The 18866-nt window shown below is 45.0% G+C and carries 16 protein-coding genes; 4 read left to right on the top strand and 12 right to left on the bottom strand.

Going from position 1 to position 18866, the window contains the following annotated elements:
* Positions 1 to 10: 10 nt before the first annotated feature.
* From PKF022_RS08645 to PKF022_RS08635, 3 genes are read right to left on the bottom strand one after another with little or no spacing between them, the layout of a single operon-like run.
* Positions 11 to 1378, bottom strand: a complete 1368-nt coding sequence (locus tag PKF022_RS08645) for an aminopeptidase P N-terminal domain-containing protein (protein WP_281776618.1) — start codon at positions 1376 to 1378, stop codon at positions 11 to 13.
* On the bottom strand, positions 1371 to 2087 hold the full coding sequence (murU, locus tag PKF022_RS08640; protein WP_281777492.1) for an N-acetylmuramate alpha-1-phosphate uridylyltransferase MurU: 717 nt from the start codon (positions 2085 to 2087) through the stop codon (positions 1371 to 1373). The genes PKF022_RS08645 and murU overlap by 8 nt, the downstream gene beginning before the upstream one ends.
* A 13-nt stretch (positions 2088 to 2100) precedes the next feature.
* The gene (locus PKF022_RS08635) at positions 2101 to 3102 is read right to left on the bottom strand and encodes a phosphotransferase (RefSeq protein ID WP_281776617.1); all 1002 of its coding nucleotides are present in this window, start codon (positions 3100 to 3102) and stop codon (positions 2101 to 2103) included.
* 33 nt (positions 3103 to 3135) lie between these two features.
* Between PKF022_RS08635 and lptD the strand changes: the two genes are divergently transcribed.
* From lptD to rsmA, 4 genes are read left to right on the top strand one after another with little or no spacing between them, the layout of a single operon-like run.
* A complete protein-coding gene (gene lptD / locus PKF022_RS08630; protein ID WP_281776616.1) occupies positions 3136 to 5658 on the top strand; it encodes an LPS assembly protein LptD in 2523 nt (840 codons plus the stop codon).
* Between the two features lie 8 nt (positions 5659 to 5666).
* Positions 5667 to 7112 carry a peptidylprolyl isomerase gene (locus PKF022_RS08625; protein ID WP_281776615.1) on the top strand — a complete coding sequence of 482 codons (1446 nt, stop codon included), beginning with the start codon at positions 5667 to 5669 and terminating at the stop codon, positions 7110 to 7112.
* The gene (gene pdxA, locus PKF022_RS08620) at positions 7087 to 8094 is read left to right on the top strand and encodes a 4-hydroxythreonine-4-phosphate dehydrogenase PdxA (protein ID WP_281776614.1); all 1008 of its coding nucleotides are present in this window, start codon (positions 7087 to 7089) and stop codon (positions 8092 to 8094) included. Before PKF022_RS08625 ends, pdxA begins: the two co-directional genes overlap by 26 nt.
* Before the next feature lie 3 nt (positions 8095 to 8097).
* A complete protein-coding gene (rsmA, locus tag PKF022_RS08615; RefSeq protein ID WP_281776613.1) occupies positions 8098 to 8874 on the top strand; it encodes a 16S rRNA (adenine(1518)-N(6)/adenine(1519)-N(6))-dimethyltransferase RsmA in 777 nt (258 codons plus the stop codon).
* 12 nt (positions 8875 to 8886) lie between these two features.
* Here the strand turns inward: rsmA and PKF022_RS08610 are convergent, their stop codons facing one another.
* The 9 genes from PKF022_RS08610 to PKF022_RS08570 form a co-directional block, all read right to left on the bottom strand.
* On the bottom strand, positions 8887 to 9621 hold the full coding sequence (locus PKF022_RS08610; protein WP_281776612.1) for a lysophospholipid acyltransferase family protein: 735 nt from the start codon (positions 9619 to 9621) through the stop codon (positions 8887 to 8889).
* A gap of 14 nt (positions 9622 to 9635) precedes the next feature.
* Positions 9636 to 10202 (bottom strand): D-glycero-beta-D-manno-heptose 1,7-bisphosphate 7-phosphatase, encoded by a 567-nt coding sequence (gmhB, locus tag PKF022_RS08605; RefSeq protein WP_281776611.1) that lies wholly within the window; start codon positions 10200 to 10202, stop codon positions 9636 to 9638.
* Positions 10199 to 12337, bottom strand: a complete 2139-nt coding sequence (gene glyS / locus PKF022_RS08600; RefSeq protein ID WP_281776610.1) for a glycine--tRNA ligase subunit beta — start codon at positions 12335 to 12337, stop codon at positions 10199 to 10201. The genes gmhB and glyS overlap by 4 nt, the downstream gene beginning before the upstream one ends.
* Positions 12338 to 12364: 27 nt before the next feature.
* Complete coding sequence (gene glyQ, locus PKF022_RS08595; protein ID WP_281776609.1) at positions 12365 to 13255, bottom strand: glycine--tRNA ligase subunit alpha; 891 nt, start codon at positions 13253 to 13255, stop codon at positions 12365 to 12367.
* A 59-nt stretch (positions 13256 to 13314) separates the two neighbouring features.
* The gene (lnt, locus tag PKF022_RS08590) at positions 13315 to 14847 is read right to left on the bottom strand and encodes an apolipoprotein N-acyltransferase (protein WP_281776608.1); all 1533 of its coding nucleotides are present in this window, start codon (positions 14845 to 14847) and stop codon (positions 13315 to 13317) included.
* 8 nt (positions 14848 to 14855) lie between these two features.
* Complete coding sequence (locus PKF022_RS08585) at positions 14856 to 15695, bottom strand: transporter associated domain-containing protein (protein ID WP_281776607.1); 840 nt, start codon at positions 15693 to 15695, stop codon at positions 14856 to 14858.
* A gap of 33 nt (positions 15696 to 15728) precedes the next feature.
* Positions 15729 to 16199 carry an rRNA maturation RNase YbeY gene (gene ybeY / locus PKF022_RS08580; protein WP_281776606.1) on the bottom strand — a complete coding sequence of 157 codons (471 nt, stop codon included), beginning with the start codon at positions 16197 to 16199 and terminating at the stop codon, positions 15729 to 15731.
* Positions 16189 to 17535: a tRNA (N6-isopentenyl adenosine(37)-C2)-methylthiotransferase MiaB gene (gene miaB / locus PKF022_RS08575; protein WP_281776605.1), complete on the bottom strand. Its 1347-nt coding sequence runs from the start codon at positions 17533 to 17535 to the stop codon at positions 16189 to 16191. The genes ybeY and miaB overlap by 11 nt, the downstream gene beginning before the upstream one ends.
* Before the next feature lie 66 nt (positions 17536 to 17601).
* Entirely contained in the window at positions 17602 to 18864 is a 1263-nt protein-coding gene (locus PKF022_RS08570) for a putative Na+/H+ antiporter (RefSeq protein WP_281776604.1), read from the bottom strand.
* Positions 18865 to 18866: the final 2 nt, after the last annotated feature.

Below are 18866 nucleotides of genomic sequence, written 5' to 3'. Positions count from 1 at the left end.
TTGAACATCTTTACGCGTTTTTCATAAGCGATTCAATTTCTTCCGCTTTGACAGGGACGCCACGCGAAATGAGCTCGCAGCCAGAATCATTGAGAACTGCATCGTCTTCGATACGGATGCCAATATTCCAAAACTTCTCATCGAGATCGTCCGCTGGTCTGATATAGAGACCAGGCTCAATCGTAATTACCATGCCGCTTTTCAGGATGCGCCATGGCTTATCTTCACTAGCTGATTCTTGACCCATTTCACGGTATGAACCTACGTCATGCACATCCATTCCTAGCCAGTGTGAGGTACGGTGCATATAGAAGCGGCGATAGGCCCCTACTTCTATAGCATTTTCTAATGATCCAACTTCTGATAGTTTGATGAGCTTTTCATCTAGCAAACCTTGGGTCAGTACTTTTAGCGCCGCCTCATGCGGCTGCATGAATGTATTGCCCGGTTTTGTCATGGCAATTGCAGCTTCTTGTGCTGCCAAGGTAATGTCATAGAGGGCGCGTTGTGGACCGGTGAATTTCCCATTTACCGGGAATGTCCGAGTGATATCAGATGCATAACCATCGAGTTCACAACCAGCATCAATGAGACAAAGCTCACCGCTACGTAATTCAGTTGAGCCTGCACGATAGTGCAGGATGCAAGAGTTGGCGCCACCAGCAACAATGCTGTTGTATGCAACGCTTTGTGCGCCACTATTGCGGAACTCATGAAGCAATTCCGCTTCGAGTTGATATTCACGCATACCCGGCTTACAAATTTGTATAGCGCGGATGTGCGCACGAGCAGAAATAGCTGCGGCACGACGCATAGTATCAATCTCATGCTCATCTTTAAATAAGCGCATCTCATGAAGAGGTACTTCGACATCATGAAATTCAGAAGGAGGATTGATCCCAGAGCGGGCTTGCCCTCGGACCTTTTTCATCCAATGACGCAAGCGTCTATCCGCTTCAGCACTCTCAGCAAGACGAATATAGATTGCATCTTGATCAGCCAGTAATTCACTGAGCACTCGATCTAATTCTTGGTTGCTATGCGCGTATTCAATACCCAAAATTTCAGGTGCTGCTTCAGGACCAAGGCGAATGCCATCCCAAATTTCTCGTTCAAGGTCTTTTGGCCTACAAAATAAGTGGGATTGAAGTTGGAAATTTCCCCCATTTCGATCAACCTTCATCACGAGTGTGGCACCTGGCTCTTCAAAGCCCGTTAGGTAATAAAAGTCACTATCGTGTCGATAAGGAAAGTCACTATCGCGGTTACGGGTCAGTTCAGGTGCAGTAGAAACAACGGCAATACCCCCGCCTGTTTTAGCAAATATGTGTTTTGCTAATTCATTTCTACGCAGTTGATAAATATTCGTTTTATTCATATGCTGCTTTGAGCTCTTGTAAGCGTTGTGGTGTACCTACATCGTGCCACGGACCGCTATATTTTTCACCAGTCACTTTATTGTGCTCCATAGCAGCTCTCAGCAAGGGCGCTAGTTTGGCAGGCGCTCCAAATTCCAGGTCTTTAAAGAGGTCTTTGTGATAAATGCCGATACCCGAGAAGGTGAGCTTTTCTGTGCCAGTAGATTTGGAGTTGCTCACGACGGAGTCTCGAAGGTAAAAGTCACCCTCTGGATGTTGGACTGGATTGGGAACCATGAATAAGTGCGCTAAAGGCTTATTGGGATCCGCGCGCATTTTGGAGGCCGTTGCTAAAAGATGGGCTATAGGTAGATTTGGACTAAATACATCCCCATTGATGACTAAAAAGTAATCGTCGGGCGCGATGATGGGCAATGCTTTGCAAATGCCGCCAGCGGTTTCTAGTGCGCTCCCCTCCGGGGAGTATTGAATGTGGAGCCCAAATTGCTGACCATTGCCAAGTGTCGATTCAATTTGTTCTCCTAACCAGGCGTGGTTAATAACCACCTCTTGAATATTTGCTTTTGCTAATGCTTCAAGGTGCCATACCAGTAACGATTTATTCTGAATCTTCAATAAGGGTTTGGGAAGAGTGTCTGTGAGAGGGCGCATACGCTCACCTCTGCCGGCAGCAAGTAAAAAACAAGGAATGAGATTGCTCTTATTCATCATGTATATCTAGTTAGTCTTTATGAATGCGAGTCGATTCCAGAATGCGAGCCAAAGGCTTTAATTCAATATAACGATTGGCTGTTGCAATTGCATACTCAAGCACGAGTGGAATGTCTTTAAGGTAACCGTCCTTGCCATCACGATGAAATAGCCTTGCAAAAATACCTAAGACTTTGAGGTGGCGCTGCAAACCCATCCACTCAAAATCACGATAGAACTGACCAAAATCATTTGGCATTGGTAAGCTCGCTTTGCGACCCGCTTCCCAAAATTTAATAACCCAATCAATTACACGCTCTTCTGGCCATGCAATGTAGGCATCACGCCAAAGCGAGGATGCATCATAGGTAATTGGGCCATAAACTGCATCCTGAAAATCAATCACTCCAGGATTATTTTTTTCGGTCACCATCAAATTACGAGAGTGATAATCGCGATGAACATACACCTTTGCTTGCGCTAAATTATTTTCAATAATGAGCTCAAAAGATTTTTTTAATTGCTCCGTTTGTTGCGCGTTCAGTTCAATCTTCAGATGTTTTTTTAGATACCATTCTGGAAATAAATCAAGCTCTCGCTGAAGAAGTGCTGCATCATAATCTGGTAATACATCAGGTTTGCTTGCTAACTGCATTAAAACTAGTGCATTAGTTGCGTCTTGGTATAGGTGATCTGCTGTCTCAACATTGAGTTCAGCTAGGTAAGTTTTTGTGCCTAAATCATTTAAGAGTAAGAAGCCTTCTGCGAGATTTTGCTCGAGAATTTTTGGCACATTCAAGCCGGCTCCTGAAAGCAATAAATCAACCTTAATGAAGGCATCCAAAGGCTCGTGTTGGGGTGGCGCATCCATCACGATCAAAGTCCCAAAATTAGGGTTTTTGGACGCAATCCTGAAATAGCGTCGAAAGCTGGCATCAGCCGAGGCTGGCACCAAAGAGTCTAGATCTAATTGCCAGCTAGCTTCTAGGGCTTTTAGCCAGTTTCGGAGGGTGTTTAAGCGTGAGTCAGTCATGGTCGATTCGTATAATAAGGCGGGTCTGGATCTATGAGTCATTATCGCCGTCGCGCCGGCCTTTGCGCCCCTCTTTTTTTGCATGTAACCCTGCGCGTAATGACGGGGGTGACATTGGTTCAATTTGCCCTGCCGGGGCATGCTCAGGCCCCCGCTCCTTTGCCTTCAAATTCTCAGTCTGGCAGCAATACAGTTTTACTGCCAGATCGCGGTAATGTCACTGTCTTAAAGTTGGATGATCAGCTGAGAGTTGGAAAGCCGATTAATGATGGGCAGGCGCTGACCTTTACTTCGAGTGACACGATTTCAGGTGTTGTTGAGCGTGACATGCATTTAATAGGTCGTGCGCAAATCCGTCGTAATGGAGCGGTGATGAAGGCGGATGAAATTACCTATAACCCCGATACTGATATCGCTGATTTAAATGGGAATGTTGAGTTATCAAAAGGGAACGTTACTTTTAAAGGACCCAAGGGGCAATTTAAGGTAGATGTACGTGAAGGCTCAATGGAGTCACCAATATATGAATTACGCGATAACGGTGGCAATGGCAAGGCTAAAAAATTAACGGTACAAAGTGCTGATTTTTTTGTATTTGATAAAGCAACCTACTCTACGTGCACTCCAGAAAATCTAGATTGGTATTTCACAGCTAGCACTATGGAAATAGATAATGAAGAAAAGGAAATGGTTGGTACGCATGGGGTCATGCGCTTCTTCGATGTGCCAATAGCTTATATCCCTTACTTTACCGCTCCGACTGGTGGTCAACGCCGCTCTGGCATTCTTGCGCCAGTTGCTGGTTACAACTCAAATAATGGCCTGGATATTACGCAGCCTTATTACGTGAATATCGCGCCTAATCGTGACTTACTTTTGTTGCCTCGCTATATGAATCACCGGGGTGCAATGTTGGGTGCGCAGTATCGATTCTTAGATACCAAGTATTCCGGCACCGTCATGGGCGAATATATGCCTTACGATAAAAAAACTGGTACTGATCGCTGGAAGTATGATTGGCAACAGCGACAGGCGTTTAGTGGCGGCCTTGCTCCCGGAGGAGTTCCCTTGCCCGGCTCTTGGACGGGGTATGCCAATATGTCTCGGGTTTCAGATAATCTGTACCCTACAGATTTCTCCCAGAGCATTGCTGGAGCAATCACTAGTCAGTTCCGCCAGGAGGTTGGCACTACCAAAGGGTTGACTGGTAGTTTGAGTAATTGGAGTGTCTCTGCAAGAGCGTTGACTTTTCAAACTTTGCAGCCGGATCCTACCAATACAGTTCAGGCGCCATATAACATTCTGCCAAACATTACTGCTTCCTATAACAATCGCTTGACCCCAGCGGTAGCCGATGCAAGTGGAAAATATGTCACCTTGCCAACCGGTCCTGCAACCACTTTTTCTACGGACTACACTAGATTTGCGTACAACATTGGGGGCAATTTGGCTGCTACCGCCCCGGGTGTGTATAGCCAGGCCGATCGAACTGTAGTGAAGGGTGCGCTGGCTTTGCCGCAAGTCACGCCAGGCTATTACATCACTCCAAAAATAAGTTTTCAGTCAAACACTTATAACGCTACTCCGTTTGTAGCTAATGGAGCACCAGTTGCTCAGGGATTTACCATCCCCACTTTTAGTTTAGATTCTGCTTTGGCATTCGAAAGAGATGCCGCAGAATTGAAAGGATTTTTTGGTCGCGATATGTTGCTCACAATGGAGCCACGCGCCTTTTATGTTTATACCCCTTATCAAAGTCAGGCGCAGACCCCGATTTTTGATACTGCTGATGCTGGCTTTGGCGTCTCTCAAATTTTTAATGAAAATACTTTTATTGGTAATGACCGTATTGCTGACAATAATGCAGCCACGCTCGGTCTTACTAGTCGCATGATTGAGGCGAATACTGGTGCAGAACGCGCTAACGTGACAATTGCGCAAAAGCAGCAGTTCACTGGCCAACGTGTGGGCTTGAATGGCAACATTGTTAATCCCACTACCTACTCCGATACCTTGGGATCTGGTTCGGTGCGTTTGCTTGGTAACTTCAGTGCAGACTTATTTGGTCAGTACAACACCCAATTAAATCGTTTTGTACAGACGACGGTGGGTGGTAGTTGGCGTCCCACACAGGGTAGAAGTTTAAATTTTGGATACCGTAACGTTTGGTCTCCGCCGGTGCAGGCATCTATTCAAAATAATCAAGCATTTGTACCCTCATCAACTACTACTGATCAATATAACGTCTCAGGTCAATGGCCAATTACGCGAGAGGTTTCTGTTTTGGGGCGTTGGGGCTATGATGCTTTAAGTACAAAAACATTAAATAGCTTGGTGGCCCTAGAGTGGACTAAAGATTGCTGGACTTTCCGAAGTGCCTATTCTCAGGTTTTGAATACCTCCCAAATAACCACTACCTCAATACTGTTTCAGATTGAATTTAAGGGTTTTGGTAGTGCAGGAAGTAATCCAGTTGATATCATGAAGCTTAACGTTCCTGGATATATGCCTACCTCTAAGCCAATACCCCCCTCAATATACGAGAACTATCAATAATGCTTTTTATGAACCGCTTGAGACAAATTGCTAACGTTGCTACTTTTATTGCTGTGGCCATGTTTACAACTACCTTGTTCGCACAAGACGCCGCTAAGACGAATACTGCTTCAGAAAGCAAGGTTCGAAATATTGATGGTGTCGCCGCAGTAGTAAACACTGGCTACGTAACACGAAAAGAAATCGATGATCGCATTGCGGCACTTAAAAAGCAGGGCGCTAAGTTGCCTGAGGATGGGTCAGCGCGAAAAATGATATTAGATCGACTTATTATTGAAAAAATTCAGATTCAAAATGCTGAGCAAGAGGGCGTGGGAATTAGTAATAAGGAATTAGATAAGTACATCGGTGAGATTGCAGCAAAAAATAAGCTGACGCTCGCCGAATTAAAGGCCAGAGTAAATGCCTCTGGGACCACTTTTGATCGATATAAGCAAATGCTGCGTGATGATATTTCAATGACGCGCTATCGCGAGCGAGAAGTTGAGGCCAAAATCAAAATTTCTGATGCTGAAATTGATAACTTTATTTTGGAGCGAACAAGGGTCATGAAGAGTGGTACGCCCTCCCGGTCTGCACCAGCAGTAAATGGAGGGCCTGAGGAAATCGATGTAGCTCAGATTTTTATTCCTGTAGATGCCGCTGCTGGTGCCGGTGCTCAGGCTGAAGCTAAAAAGAAAGCCGATATCTTGTTACGTGAAGCACGTGGGGATGTTGATTTTATGCAATTGGGTGCTATGGCCGCAAAAGATAATCCCAAGATTAAGTTTCAGGAATTAGGCTACCGCACCCCTGATCGTTTGCCGCAGTTGTTTTATGAAGCAATTCGAAATACTGGTAGTGGTCAGGTGGCTAACGCTGTAGTGAAAAGCCCTGCGGGCTATCATGTTCTTAAAGTATTAGATCGACGTGCACTAATGGCCAATACACCTTCTCAGCAAGCGGTTGCTCCGGAGGCCGCTCCAACCACACCTCAAAATATTCCTATCACTCAAACCTTATCTCGCCATATTTTGTTGCGCAGTCGAGCGGGTTTGACTGACCAAGATGCCGAGAGACGCTTGCAGGGATTTCGTGATCAGATCAGAATTAAGACGGCAGACTTTTCTGAGTTGGCAAAAAAATATTCAGAGGACGGCTCTGCATCTAATGGCGGCGATCTTGGTTGGATGAGTCCTGGAGACTTGGTTCCCGAGTTTGAGCAGGCTATGAATCGTTTGCAAATTGGTGAAGTAAGTAGCCCAGTTAAAACTGAATTCGGTTGGCATTTGATACAAGTATTAGATCGTCGTGAAGGTCAGCTCACTGTCGAGAAACAACGTCAATTTGCACGCGCAGCGATTCGCGAAAGAAAACTAGATCAAGCCTATCAGGAGTGGATACGCGAACTACGTGATAACGCTACTGTCAAAATTTTGAACGTGGAAGATGCGGCAAGTAGCACCCCTCGTTAATCTCGTTGTAAGTACTGGCGAACCAGCTGGTATTGGGCCTGAGGTCTCGCTTATTGCTGCACTAGGGTTCTTGCGTGAGCAAGATAACGTTGCAATTACCTTGCTGGGCGATAGCAAATTATTACCTATTCCTAAGAATATTAGTCCTGAGTTAGTGAGTCGGCTGCGGGTTCAAAATATTGAGCTGAAGGCTCCTGTTTTGCAGGGGACTCTAAATCCTGAGAATGCGCAGTATGTCATTCATCTTTTAGATCAAGCGATTGATGGCTGTCTTCAAGGTCAGTTTGATGCTATGGTAACTGCACCACTTCAAAAAAGTATCATCAATGACGCTGGTACGACATTTACAGGGCATACGGAGTATCTTGCAGAACGTTGTCATGCTTCTCACGTGGTAATGATGTTGTGTGCGTCATTACCTATAGGGTTTTTAGAGCTTCAGTCTTCAAGAAGTTTACGAGTTGCATTGGTGACCACCCATTTGCCTCTAAAAGAGGTGCCACTAGCTTTAAGTTATGAAATAGTTCTAGACACGATTCAAATTGTTAACCAAGATTTGCAGAAAAAATTTGGTATTTCAAAGCCGATTATTCGCATAGCTGGTCTAAATCCTCATGCGGGAGAGTCTGGATATTTAGGACAAGAAGAGATTGAGATAATCTCGCCGGCAATTGAGGCGGCAAAAAAAATGGGTGTTCAGATATCAGGCCCCTATCCAGGCGATACGATGTTTGATGCTGCTTCTATTACGCAGGTTGATGCTTTTATTGCGATGTATCACGATCAGGGCTTGGCCCCTTTTAAATTTGTTACCTTTGGTAATGGGGTGAATGTGACTTTAGGGCTGCCGATCATCCGCACCTCAGTAGATCACGGTACCGCTTTGGATATCGCTGGCAAGGGAATTGCTGATGCCGGTAGCATGCTTGAGGCTATGCGTTTGGCGTATCAATTGGCTGCAAACCAAAGAAAGCAATCCTAAGATATGCATCGCGCACGCAAACGATTTGGACAAAACTTTTTACAAGATAACGGAATTATCTATTCTATTGTCGCGCTAATTAATCCTATTGCAGACATGCATGTGATTGAGATTGGCCCTGGCCTTGGCGCATTAACCTTGCCACTATTGGAAAATCTTGACCATCTGGACCTCTTAGAGATTGATCGAGATTTGGTCGCCTTTTGGAATGAAAAAAATCTTCAGGGTCTAGCGGTCATTGAGGGTGATGCCCTCAAGTTTGATTTTTTAGCATGGGCACAAAGTCGCTCGACTAAACAAGGCTTATGCAAAGTAGTTGGTAATCTGCCGTACAACATCTCCTCGCCTTTATTGTTTCATTTAGTGTCTGCTGCCGACTCAATTGATGAGCAGGTATTTATGTTGCAGGCTGAGGTTGTAGAGCGAATGGTTGCTAAAGAGGGGAGTTCAGACTTCAGCCGTCTTTCGGTCATGCTGCAAGCTCGCTACGATATGGAATTGGTACTAGAGGTGCCACCAGAGGCCTTTGATCCTCAGCCTAAGGTGAATTCTGCTGTGGTGCGAATGATTCCCCGGAGGGATTTTGCTTTAAGTCATGCTCAATGGAGCGCCTTAGAAAAAGTGGTCGCTGCAGCTTTTTCTCAGAGAAGAAAAATGCTGCGTACCAATTTACAAGCTTTTACAGATAGACTCAGTTTGACTGAGATTGAAATGAAGGCAAGAGCACAGGATATTTCGGTTGATCGGTATATCCAGTGGGCTAAGATCCTCGCCTCTTAAGCCCCCACTATTTTATTTATATGCGCTTGGGTCAATGACGCGCATTTCAGCTTCAATCCATCCTTCAACTTCTTGCTGAAGTTGATCAGCGGATTTATTTGCTGAGCTAATTGCGGGGCCAATAGAAAAAATAACTGTCCCAGGATTTTTAATAAAGCTATTTTTTGGCCAGCAGCGTCCAGCATTATGCGCAATGGGAATAACTAAAGCATCAGTTGCACTCGCAAGACGAGTGCCGCCCTTGCGGTAAGGCTTGGTAGATCCAGTGGCAGTTCTGGTACCCTCTGGAAAAAGCATGATCCACTTGCCTTCACTTAGGCGTTTTCGCCCTTGAGTAGCTACAGATAGAGCTGCACCCTGTTTATTGGAGCGATCAATGTGAATCATTTTTAACAAAGCTAACGCCCAGCCAAAAAATGGAATCCAGAGCAACTCCCGTTTAAAGACAAAGCAAAGTTGTTTTGGGAGCAAGGCGATGTAAGCGATAGTTTCGTAAGCCGACTGGTGCTTGCTGAGAATGATGACGCGTTCGTTTAGTACGGCCTGCATATTTTCCATACCGCGGATTTCGTAATGAATGCCACAGAGTGGTTTTAATAAGGCAATAACTACTTTGTTCCAAAGTCCAATAAAAGAGTAGCGATTTTCAGGGCTCAGAAATGGAAAAGTCAGAATGCAAAGCACCGACCAAATTGGCGTGAAAACCAATAAAAATAGGGCAAACAGGGTAGAGCGAATCAATTTCATGCTGTGTGTAAACCTTATTTTTCTAAAAGGACGTTGGCAAATGCCAGGAGATCTGCGTGTATTTGCGTTCCCTCTGGAAGGTTGCCTTTTGCAAGTGTCTTTTCACCCTTGCCGGTGAGCACTAAATGGGGCGATGCGCCCAAAGCAATGCCCGCCTCTAGATCGCGTAAGGAGTCTCCCACAATGGGAGTGCCAGCAAGTGGTGTTGCACTACCCATTTTTTTATAACGCAAAGCTATTTCTTTCATAAGCCCAGGTGCGGGTTTACGGCAATTGCATTGATGTGCATCCTGATGGGGGCAAAAAAAGATGCTATCAATATGCCCGCCTAGCGGTTTGAGTAAGTTCTCCATCTTGCTATGCATTGCATGCAAATCATTGATGGTGAAGTAGCCCCTTGAAAGACCAGATTGATTGGTGGCTATAGCAATTTGATAGCCCGCTTGATTGAGGAGGGCAATTGCCTCTAGACTGCCTGGAAGTGGAACCCACTCATCCACTGACTTCACGTAATCGTCGCGATCTTCATTGATCACGCCATCGCGATCCAAAATAATGAGTTTAGAAGAGCTGGTGCTCATGCTAATTTGCCGAGATCGGCAACGAGATTCATTTTCTGGTGAAGTTGTTGCAGGAGAGCTAAGCGGTTGTCGCGTAGATCTGGATTTGGATCCATAACCATTACATCTGCAAAGAACTGATCAATTGGACCGCTTAAAGCCACGAGTGACCTTAAGACTTCTACAAATTGACGTTGCTCATAAGCTGTATTCAGCTTCGGAGTAGCGGCTTCTAATGCTGCATGTAATGCAGCCTCCGCTGGGATTTGTAGCAATTTTGCTGAGCAGGCCGCCGGAATTGCGGTGGTAGTTTTCTTTAGGATATTGCTGATACGTTTATTGGCGGCTGCGAGTTGAGTAGCTTCTGCAAGAACATTAAATTCGCGCAACGCAGTTAAGCGTTGAATCAGGTCATTAATTTCCGCTGGGTCCTGACTCAAAACGGCATCAATTTCTGCACTAGTAAATGCCTTGCCAGCAACGGACTGGTCGCGCAAATATGCGCGAAGACGATCAATGATGAAAGCATAGATATCGGCAGCTTTAGCTTTTTCTTGTACATCGGCTTGTGGAAATTGCGCACGTGCCAACTCAATGAGTTCAGGTAAATTGAGTGAAAGATTTTTCTCTAAAAGCAAACGGCAAATACCCAGAGCATGGCGGCGCAATGCATAAGGGTCTTTATCGCCCGTTGGCGCTAGTCCTACACCCCATATACCCACTAGAGTTTCTAGTTTGTCAGCAATAGCCAAGATGGTTCCGGTTTGGGTTTGAGGCAATGTATCTCCAGCAAAGCGTGGCATATAGTGCTCGCTACAAGCGCTAGCAACATCAGCATTCTCACCATCATTTGTAGCGTAGTAGCTACCCATAACTCCCTGGAGTTCTGGAAACTCACCAACCATATCGGTTAGCAGATCAGTTTTAGCAATTTCAGCGGCACGGGAGGCGAGCTTTTCATCAGCATCCAGTTTTTTGGCAATGCCTACAGCAAGACCTTGAACGCGCTTGGTACGGTCTAACTGGTTGCCTAATTGATTGTGATAAACCACCTTGCCTAGGTCGGCTACACGGGAAGCTAAAGGACGTTTTTGATCTTGCTGGAAAAAGAAACGAGCATCAGATAAGCGAGGACGCACAACACGTTCGTTGCCAGAAATAATCGCATGAGGCTTATCTGTTTCAATATTAGAAACAATCAAAAAGCGATTGCGTAATTTCCCATACTTGTCGGTTAATGCAAAGTACTTTTGATTGGTTTGCATTGTCAAAATCAAGCATTCTTGTGGCACTTCCAAGAACTCTTGATCAAAATGACACTCGTAAATCGTTGGCCATTCAACCAAGGCTGTTACTTCATCCAAAAGACTGTCTGGCATCAAAACTAAATCATCACCAGCAGCTTTTAATAGTGCAGCCTCAATTTGCGCACGACGCTGATTAAAGCTCGGGATAATCTTTGCCTTGGATTGCAGATCTACTTCATATTGATCTGCGCTAGCAATCGTTACATTGCCGGGTGCCAAGAAGCGATGTCCTTCAGTTTCATTGCTCGCATCAATACCTAACGCACTGATATTCAAAACTGCATTTCCATGCAGTGCAATGATGCGGTGTGCTGGGCGGGCAAATTGCACATCTGCTAACTGACCATCTTTTTGCAGCACTTGATAGTGCATCATTTTAGCAATCGGCAACTTGCTTAATGTTTGCTCAAGTGCAGTTTGAGCGGTTTGCTCAAGCGCAGCACCTTTAGCGACGACATTGAGATAGAGTGCTTCATTTTTGCCTTCGCCAGATTTTTCTAATGTTGCAAGATCAATATCTGCGTATCCAAGTGCACCTAATTTTTTCAGCAAGGGCGCTGTTGCTTTACCTTCAGCATCAAATGCAATGCTCGTAGGCAATAGTTTTTCACGTACTGGATAGTCTGGGGCTTGATTTAGAACGTTAGTAACCTGAACCGCCAAGCGGCGTGGTGTTGCAAAGCCAGTGATCTTAGAGGATTCAGTCGCTAAACCAGCTGACTGAAGTGCCGCAAAGATACCTTCGCTAAATGCATCGCCTAAGCGACGCAAAGATTTGGGTGGAAGTTCTTCAGTAAATACCTCAATCAATAAAGTGGCTGATTGAGGTTTGAAATTTGATGTGCTCATAGATGGAATGCGGAAATCTCGATGCGCTTAAGCTTTAGCTTTAGCTTGACGTTGACACATTGGGAAGCCCAGCTTTTCTCTGGACTCAAAGTAGGCTTGAGCAACAGCGCGTGAAAGATTGCGAATGCGTCCAATATAGGCCGCACGTTCAGTAACAGAGATGGCGCCGCGAGCATCCAGCAAATTAAAGGTATGCGCTGCTTTTAAAACCATTTCATAAGCAGGAAGCGCTAGTGGCACCTCCATCAAACGCTTTGCTTCGCTTTCATAATTTGTGAAGTTGGCAAAGAGTAAATCGGTATTGGAGTGTTCAAAGTTATAACAAGATTGTTCAACTTCATTTTGGTGATACACGTCACCATAAGAGATGCCGTCAGCCCATACTAGGTCGTATACGTTAGAGCAGTTCTGGATATACATTGCCAAACGTTCGATACCATAAGTGATCTCGCCAAGAACAGGTTTGCAATCTAAGCCACCCACTTGCTGGAAATAAGTAAATTGCGTCACTTCCATACCATTGAGCCAAACTTCCCAGCCTAGTCCCCAAGCGCCAAGCGTTGGGTTCTCCCAGTCATCCTCTACAAAGCGAACATCATTCTCTTTAAGATCTAAACCTAGCGCAGCAAGAGAGCCCAAATACAGATCGAGAATATTTTCAGGCGCAGGCTTAAGTACCACTTGGTATTGATAGTAGTGTTGCAGGCGATTCGGGTTCTCACCGTAACGACCATCTTTCGGTCTCCGTGACGGCTGAACGTACGCAGCTTTCCAAGGCTCTGGACCGATAGCCCGTAAGAAGGTTGCAGTATGAGATGTACCGGCACCAACCTCGAGGTCGATGGGTTGCAATAGGGCACAACCTTGTTGGTCCCAATAATCTTGAAGTTTGAGAATGATTTGCTGAAAAGTAAGCATGATTAACCTGGCTAAGCCATTGATTTTACATGGCTAGAGGGCTTAGGAGTTAAAAATACCTAAAAACGCCTATGACTAATCAAGCCCCAGACCAACAGTAGGCAAGAAATACCCAAAATCGGTAAATTGCCCCAAATAACATATGGCGTTTTTCCGGAATAAGCCTGGACTTGAGTAGCCAGAGTGTTTTGGGTAAATTCCGGAAGCGCTTTTAATACTTTGCCATCAGGGCCTAAGACGGCGGTAATGCCCGTATTGGTAGCGCGTAAGGCGGGAAGACCGGTCTCTAAAGAGCGCAACTGCGAGAGTCTAAGTTGCTGAGTGGACGCCTGCGACTCTCCAAACCAAGCAAGATTGGTCATATTGATTAGTAGATTGACTGGCTTATCACTATGTTGAATACGAGAGGCAAGCTCACCACCAAAAACATCTTCATAGCAAATCGTAATCGCCGCATAAATATCTTCTTGACCTTTACGCACAATCGCAAAAGGTGATTGATCTAATTTACCTCTAGCAAAGTCACTCATCGGCACATGAAAAGCATTGACGAACCACTGAAATCCGGGAGGAATAAATTCTCCGAAGGGAACAAGATGAGCTTTATCGTATTGATAGGCTGAAGTATTTGGGGAGAGGCCGGTGGCACGATTCGAATATTGCATGCCATTTGAACCTGGTACCTCGCCAATCAATCCAAGCAGAAGATTGCTATTACTATTATTAGAAAAATCCTGAAGATAATTCACAAGACCGATTGGTAAATTAGGAATTGGCCACGGGAATGCAGTTTCAGGAATGATGATGAGATTAGCCGCTTGCTTGGTTATTTCGCCAGCATAAAAATCAATTTGTCGGCTGATGGCCTGAGGATTAAATTTCAGACTTTGCTCAAAGTTACCCTGAATCAGTCGAATGCTAATGGGTTCTCCAATAGGTTTAGTGAAAGTAAATGCACCAGCGACTTGAGCGATTCCAATTGCAGCCATGATGAGAATTGCACTGGAGATCGAATGTTTGCGAATTTGATAAAGCTCCCAGGAGGCCCAAACCATCAAGAAGGTGCAGGCTAGACCGCCAAAGAGAGGCGCGATAAGAGCGAAGGGGCCATTGAATTGGGTTTCAGCAAGACCCATCCAAGGAAATCCAGTGAAGATATAGCCGCGCAGAAACTCCGCAAGCACCCAGCTTGCCGCAAGAAATAAGCCGGTGAGCCGATTCTTTTTAAATGCAGTAATTGCCAGCGTGGCCATAGCAAAGTAAATAGCTACATAGGCTGATAGTAGAAATACCCCCATACAAGCGAGCAATGCATTCATGCCGCCAATATCATGCAGGCTAATGTAAAGCCACCATAGACCCACAACAAAATAGCCAATTCCAAAAATGAGGCCCAAGGCGAAATGTTTTTTAAATGAGTTATGAGATTGTGGATCTAGTCGCCACCAAAGAATGCTTAAAAGAGGAATCTGAATCCAGCCACCGTAAGGAAGTTCGGCAGCTAGTGCAAGTGCCGCACCTAATAACAACAAAGTAATTGGTGAAAATATTTTGACACTCATGCGCTGTTGATAAGGATACTGATCAAGCAAGGCGAATCTCAGTCAAGTTTTTTATTGGTTTGTCGTGCAAGAAGAATATGAATTTGTCTTGGGTCGGCACGCTGTACTTCAAATTCAATACCATCGATTTCAATGAGCTCACCTATCTTGGGTACCCGGCCAAGATGTTGAATAACCAATCCAGCTACCGTCTCAATATCTTCAAGCTCGAAGTGGGTGCCCAGTGCTTCATTGAATTGCTCAAGCTCAGTAATGCCTTTGACGCGGATGTCGCCGTTATCTAGGGGAATGAGATTATCTGCCTCTTCATCAACATCATGTTCATCTTCAATATCGCCAACGATTTGTTCAAGGACGTCTTCGATCGTAATAATCCCAGCTACGCCACTGTATTCATCCACCACAATTGCTAAATGATTCCGATTGTCTTTAAAGTCTCGTAACAGCACGCTGAGGCGCTTAGATTCCGGAATAAAGACTGCTGGACGCAACCAGTCTCGAACTTGAAAGTCTTTTTCTGTTGCATGACGCAATAAATCTTTAGCGAGCAATATGCCGATAACGTTGTCTCGACTACCTTCAAATACAGGAAAACGTGAGTGAGCTGCTTCGATCACGTTCTTGATAATCTCAGGTAGCGCTTGGTTGATATCGATCCAATCAATTTGGGCGCGGGGTACAAGAATATCGCGTGCGCATAACTGACCAACCTGAAAGACGCCCTCAATCATGGAGAGTGCATCGGCATCGATTAGGCCTTCGACTTGAGCTTCACGCAGAGTTTCGATCAACTCTTGACGACGTTCGCTAGGCTCCGTTGGCTGAGGAGTTAAAAAATCGGCTAAACGGTCTAAAAAGGATTTATTGGGGTCAGGCATATAGCAAGAATAGCGTAGAAATAAGTCAAACCATTAGTAGGGGTTGGCAAAACCCAATTTTTCGAGAATCTGGATTTCTAATGCTTCCATCTTCTTGGCATCCTTCATCACTTCATGATCATGGCCTTGGGCATGGAGGCAGCCATGCACAATCAAATGCGCCAAATGGGCATTCAGCAACTTACCCTGCTCTTTAGCTTCTTTCTGTAAGACGGGAAGACAAAAAATAATATCTGCAACTAGCTCATTTTTTGAAAGATCGTAAGGAAAAGTTAATACATTGGTTGCGTAATCTTTTTGACGAAAAACCATGTTCAACTTTTTACCCTCTGTAGTATTAACAAAGCGAAGAGTGATCAGACCGCCAAGCGGTATTGCGCTTTTAACCCATTTTTTTATCAAAGTAGGTGAAGCAATTTTTCCAAGAGTGGATTCAATTGCTGGGCTAGCGAATTGCAGATCAATTGCCAGCTTGGGTGAAGCAACTTTTTTCTTAACTAACATGCGCTTCCACCAATTCCCCTCTTAGGGTGTAGTTAAGAACTTCGGTAATACGAATGTCTACTATTTGACCAATCAGATTCTCGATGTCTTGATCGGGCGCTGTGAAATGAATTACACGATTATTTTCAGCACGTCCTTGCAAATTGATGCCATCTTTAGCAAGTCCCTCAATTAATACTCGCTCAGTATTGCCCAGCATTTGCTGACTAATTTGATTAGCCTGTCCCTCTACAAGGGCCAACAATGTTTGAAGGCGCTTTAGTTTGACTTCGTAAGGCGTGTCATCGTGCAGGTTGGCGGCTGGTGTGCCTGGGCGTGGACTAAAGATAAAGCAAAAGCTGTTGTCAAAATTTAACTCTTTGACCATCTTGAGTAATTTCTCAAAGTCTGCTTCGGTCTCACCTGGAAACCCCACAATGAAGTCGCTTGATAGCGTGAGGTCAGGGCGAGCGGCTCGCATTTTGCGAATAATGCTTTTGAACTCTAGTGCGGTGTACCCACGTTTCATTGCTGACAACATGGCATCAGATCCATGTTGTACGGGTAGATGCAGGTGACTCACCAGCTTTGGTACTTTTGCATACACATCAATGAGACGTTGTGTAAATTCTTTAGGGTGGCTGGTGGTAAATCGGATCCGCTCAACCCCAGGAATTTCCGCGATGTATTCAATAAGCAGAGCAAAGTCAGCGACTTCTTCGGTATCACCCATCTTGCCTAAATACGCATTGACGTTTTGACCAAGAAGCACAATTTCTTTGACGCCCTTACTGGCAAGTCCAGCTACTTCAGTGAGTACATCATCAAAAGGCCTGGAGACTTCCTCGCCACGTGTATAGGGTACAACGCAGTAGCTGCAATATTTGGAGCAACCCTCCATGATTGATACATAGGCTGAGCCACGAGTTTGGCGTGATGCCGGAAGATGATCAAACTTTTCAATCTCCGGAAAGGAAATGTCTACTTGAGAGATCCCAGTTTTACGGCGCTCTGCAATGAGGTCGGATAGGCGATGCAATGTTTGGGGGCCAAAGACCACATCCACGTAGGGTGCGCGACTAACAATTTGCTGACCTTCTTGGCTTGCCACGCAACCACCAACACCAATCAATAGGTTGGGCTTCGTTTTCTTGAGCTCGCGAAGTCGACCTAAATCTGAAAAGACTTTATCTTCAGCTTTTTCTCGAATGGAGCAAGTATTCAGAAGAACAACATCAGCATCTTCTGGTCGATCTGTCATGACCATGCCTTCATCGGCATGTAATAGGTCGGCCATCTTGCCCGAGTCATACTCGTTCATTTGACAGCCGAAGGTTTTGATATAGAGCTTTTTCATATGCCGTTCTCAGGTTTATAACTGGGGGCGAAGCTCAGATTTTACTGCCTAAGTCTTGTTGAGGCCTTAGATGAGTCGATAAGCCAAGATGGCCACTATTGTGGGTGGAATAGCGGCGATTAATAAATAAAGTGCCGAGACCGCGCCATTTGGGAAATGCTGTCTTAGGATGGCAAGACCAGCTGGATTAGGTGCGTTGGCAATCACAGTTAAACCTCCACCTGCAACTGCGCCGCCAACTAATGCCAGCTTGAACTCAAGAGAAGTCCCAGTGACTAAGGAGCCCAAATAAGTGAGCGCTGCATTATCAGTAAATGCGGTGAGAACCAGGCTACCGTAGAAGACTGCAGTTGGGCTCATTCTTTCAAGAATGGGTTGTAGCCACCAACCTTGTAGGGATCCTAAAACAACAAGGCCTCCTAGGAAAAAGCCAACTAGCAATGCTTCTTTCAGAATCAGTGGGCTTTGATGTTTTGGATAAGCCGTGGTGTAGCCAATAAAGAAAAGCAAAATCCACGTAAAAATAATTGGATCATGCGCAAATACGACTACACCAAATAAAAAGAGCAGATGCATCAAAATTACGGCCAATGGAATTTGGACTGCTTTCTTTTCTGTATCAGGCTCAATGAGTTGGCGATGAAATAAAAGTGTGACTACTAGAGCGTTAATAAAAATGGCAATACAAGACTCTATACCAAAGTTAGCAAACATAAATGCTGAACTCCAACCCCAAGTAGAGGCCACCATCAGTACTGGTGGTGCAGCAAAGTTGGTGAGTGTTCCGCCGATGGAGATATTGACGAAGAGAACGCCAAGCGTTCCAAACAGGAGGGCTGTTGAGCACTTATGGCGATACACCAAATCACGCAGTAAGAAGGCCGCCAGGGTCATAGCAGCTGGCTCGGTGATGACTGAGCCTAGAAGAGGGGTGATCGCCAGAGTTAGAAAATACAAGGCGGGAGCACTTCTGATGCGCAATAGATATTGCAGTGCCATCGCTAAAACATGCAGTATTTTCGTCGCAAAATGCAAAATAGGTTTTGTACCTGCCACAATCATGATGGCAAAAACAAAGAGCGGTTCTGTGAAATTGCGTTTATTTAAAAAATCTTTAGCAGTACTTAAACCGTCATCTAGCGAAATGAAAATAACCAGGATGGCCGCCCAAAAACCAAAGACAATTTCAACTTCACCCAGAAGATGCCAAAGGCCGGCATGACGCTGAGATTTTTTAGCGATAGATTCAAAATAGCCAGTGCAAAAAGTATGCAAAACTGCAATTGCAAAAATAATGCTTGCACCAAGTTCAGTAGGGGTAAAGTTCATAG

The organism is Polynucleobacter sp. KF022, assembly GCF_027924105.1.
Lineage (GTDB): Bacteria > Pseudomonadota > Gammaproteobacteria > Burkholderiales > Burkholderiaceae > Polynucleobacter.
The sequence above is the reverse complement of the archived record's forward strand: the minus strand, read 5'-3'. Positions and strand labels throughout refer to the sequence as shown.

Excerpts from the sequence above, each read along its gene's own strand:
- miaB (WP_281776605.1), bottom strand. The coding sequence starts at position 17,535 with ATGAAAAAGCTCTATATCAAAACCTTCGGCTGTCAAATGAACGAGTAT.
- PKF022_RS08585 (WP_281776607.1), bottom strand. The coding sequence starts at position 15,695 with ATGCCTGACCCCAATAAATCCTTTTTAGACCGTTTAGCCGATTTTTTA.
- PKF022_RS08625 (WP_281776615.1), top strand. The coding sequence starts at position 5,667 with ATGAACCGCTTGAGACAAATTGCTAACGTTGCTACTTTTATTGCTGTG.
- murU (WP_281777492.1), bottom strand. The coding sequence starts at position 2,087 with ATGAATAAGAGCAATCTCATTCCTTGTTTTTTACTTGCTGCCGGCAGA.
- glyQ (WP_281776609.1), bottom strand. The coding sequence starts at position 13,255 with ATGCTTACTTTTCAGCAAATCATTCTCAAACTTCAAGATTATTGGGAC.
- glyS (WP_281776610.1), bottom strand. The coding sequence starts at position 12,337 with ATGAGCACATCAAATTTCAAACCTCAATCAGCCACTTTATTGATTGAG.
- PKF022_RS08635 (WP_281776617.1), bottom strand. The coding sequence starts at position 3,102 with ATGACTGACTCACGCTTAAACACCCTCCGAAACTGGCTAAAAGCCCTA.
- ybeY (WP_281776606.1), bottom strand. The coding sequence starts at position 16,199 with ATGTTAGTTAAGAAAAAAGTTGCTTCACCCAAGCTGGCAATTGATCTG.
- PKF022_RS08610 (WP_281776612.1), bottom strand. The coding sequence starts at position 9,621 with ATGAAATTGATTCGCTCTACCCTGTTTGCCCTATTTTTATTGGTTTTC.
- PKF022_RS08645 (WP_281776618.1), bottom strand. The coding sequence starts at position 1,378 with ATGAATAAAACGAATATTTATCAACTGCGTAGAAATGAATTAGCAAAA.
- gmhB (WP_281776611.1), bottom strand. The coding sequence starts at position 10,202 with ATGAGCACCAGCTCTTCTAAACTCATTATTTTGGATCGCGATGGCGTG.
- PKF022_RS08570 (WP_281776604.1), bottom strand. The coding sequence starts at position 18,864 with ATGAACTTTACCCCTACTGAACTTGGTGCAAGCATTATTTTTGCAATT.
- rsmA (WP_281776613.1), top strand. The coding sequence starts at position 8,098 with ATGCATCGCGCACGCAAACGATTTGGACAAAACTTTTTACAAGATAAC.
- lptD (WP_281776616.1), top strand. The coding sequence starts at position 3,136 with ATGAGTCATTATCGCCGTCGCGCCGGCCTTTGCGCCCCTCTTTTTTTG.
- pdxA (WP_281776614.1), top strand. The coding sequence starts at position 7,087 with ATGCGGCAAGTAGCACCCCTCGTTAATCTCGTTGTAAGTACTGGCGAA.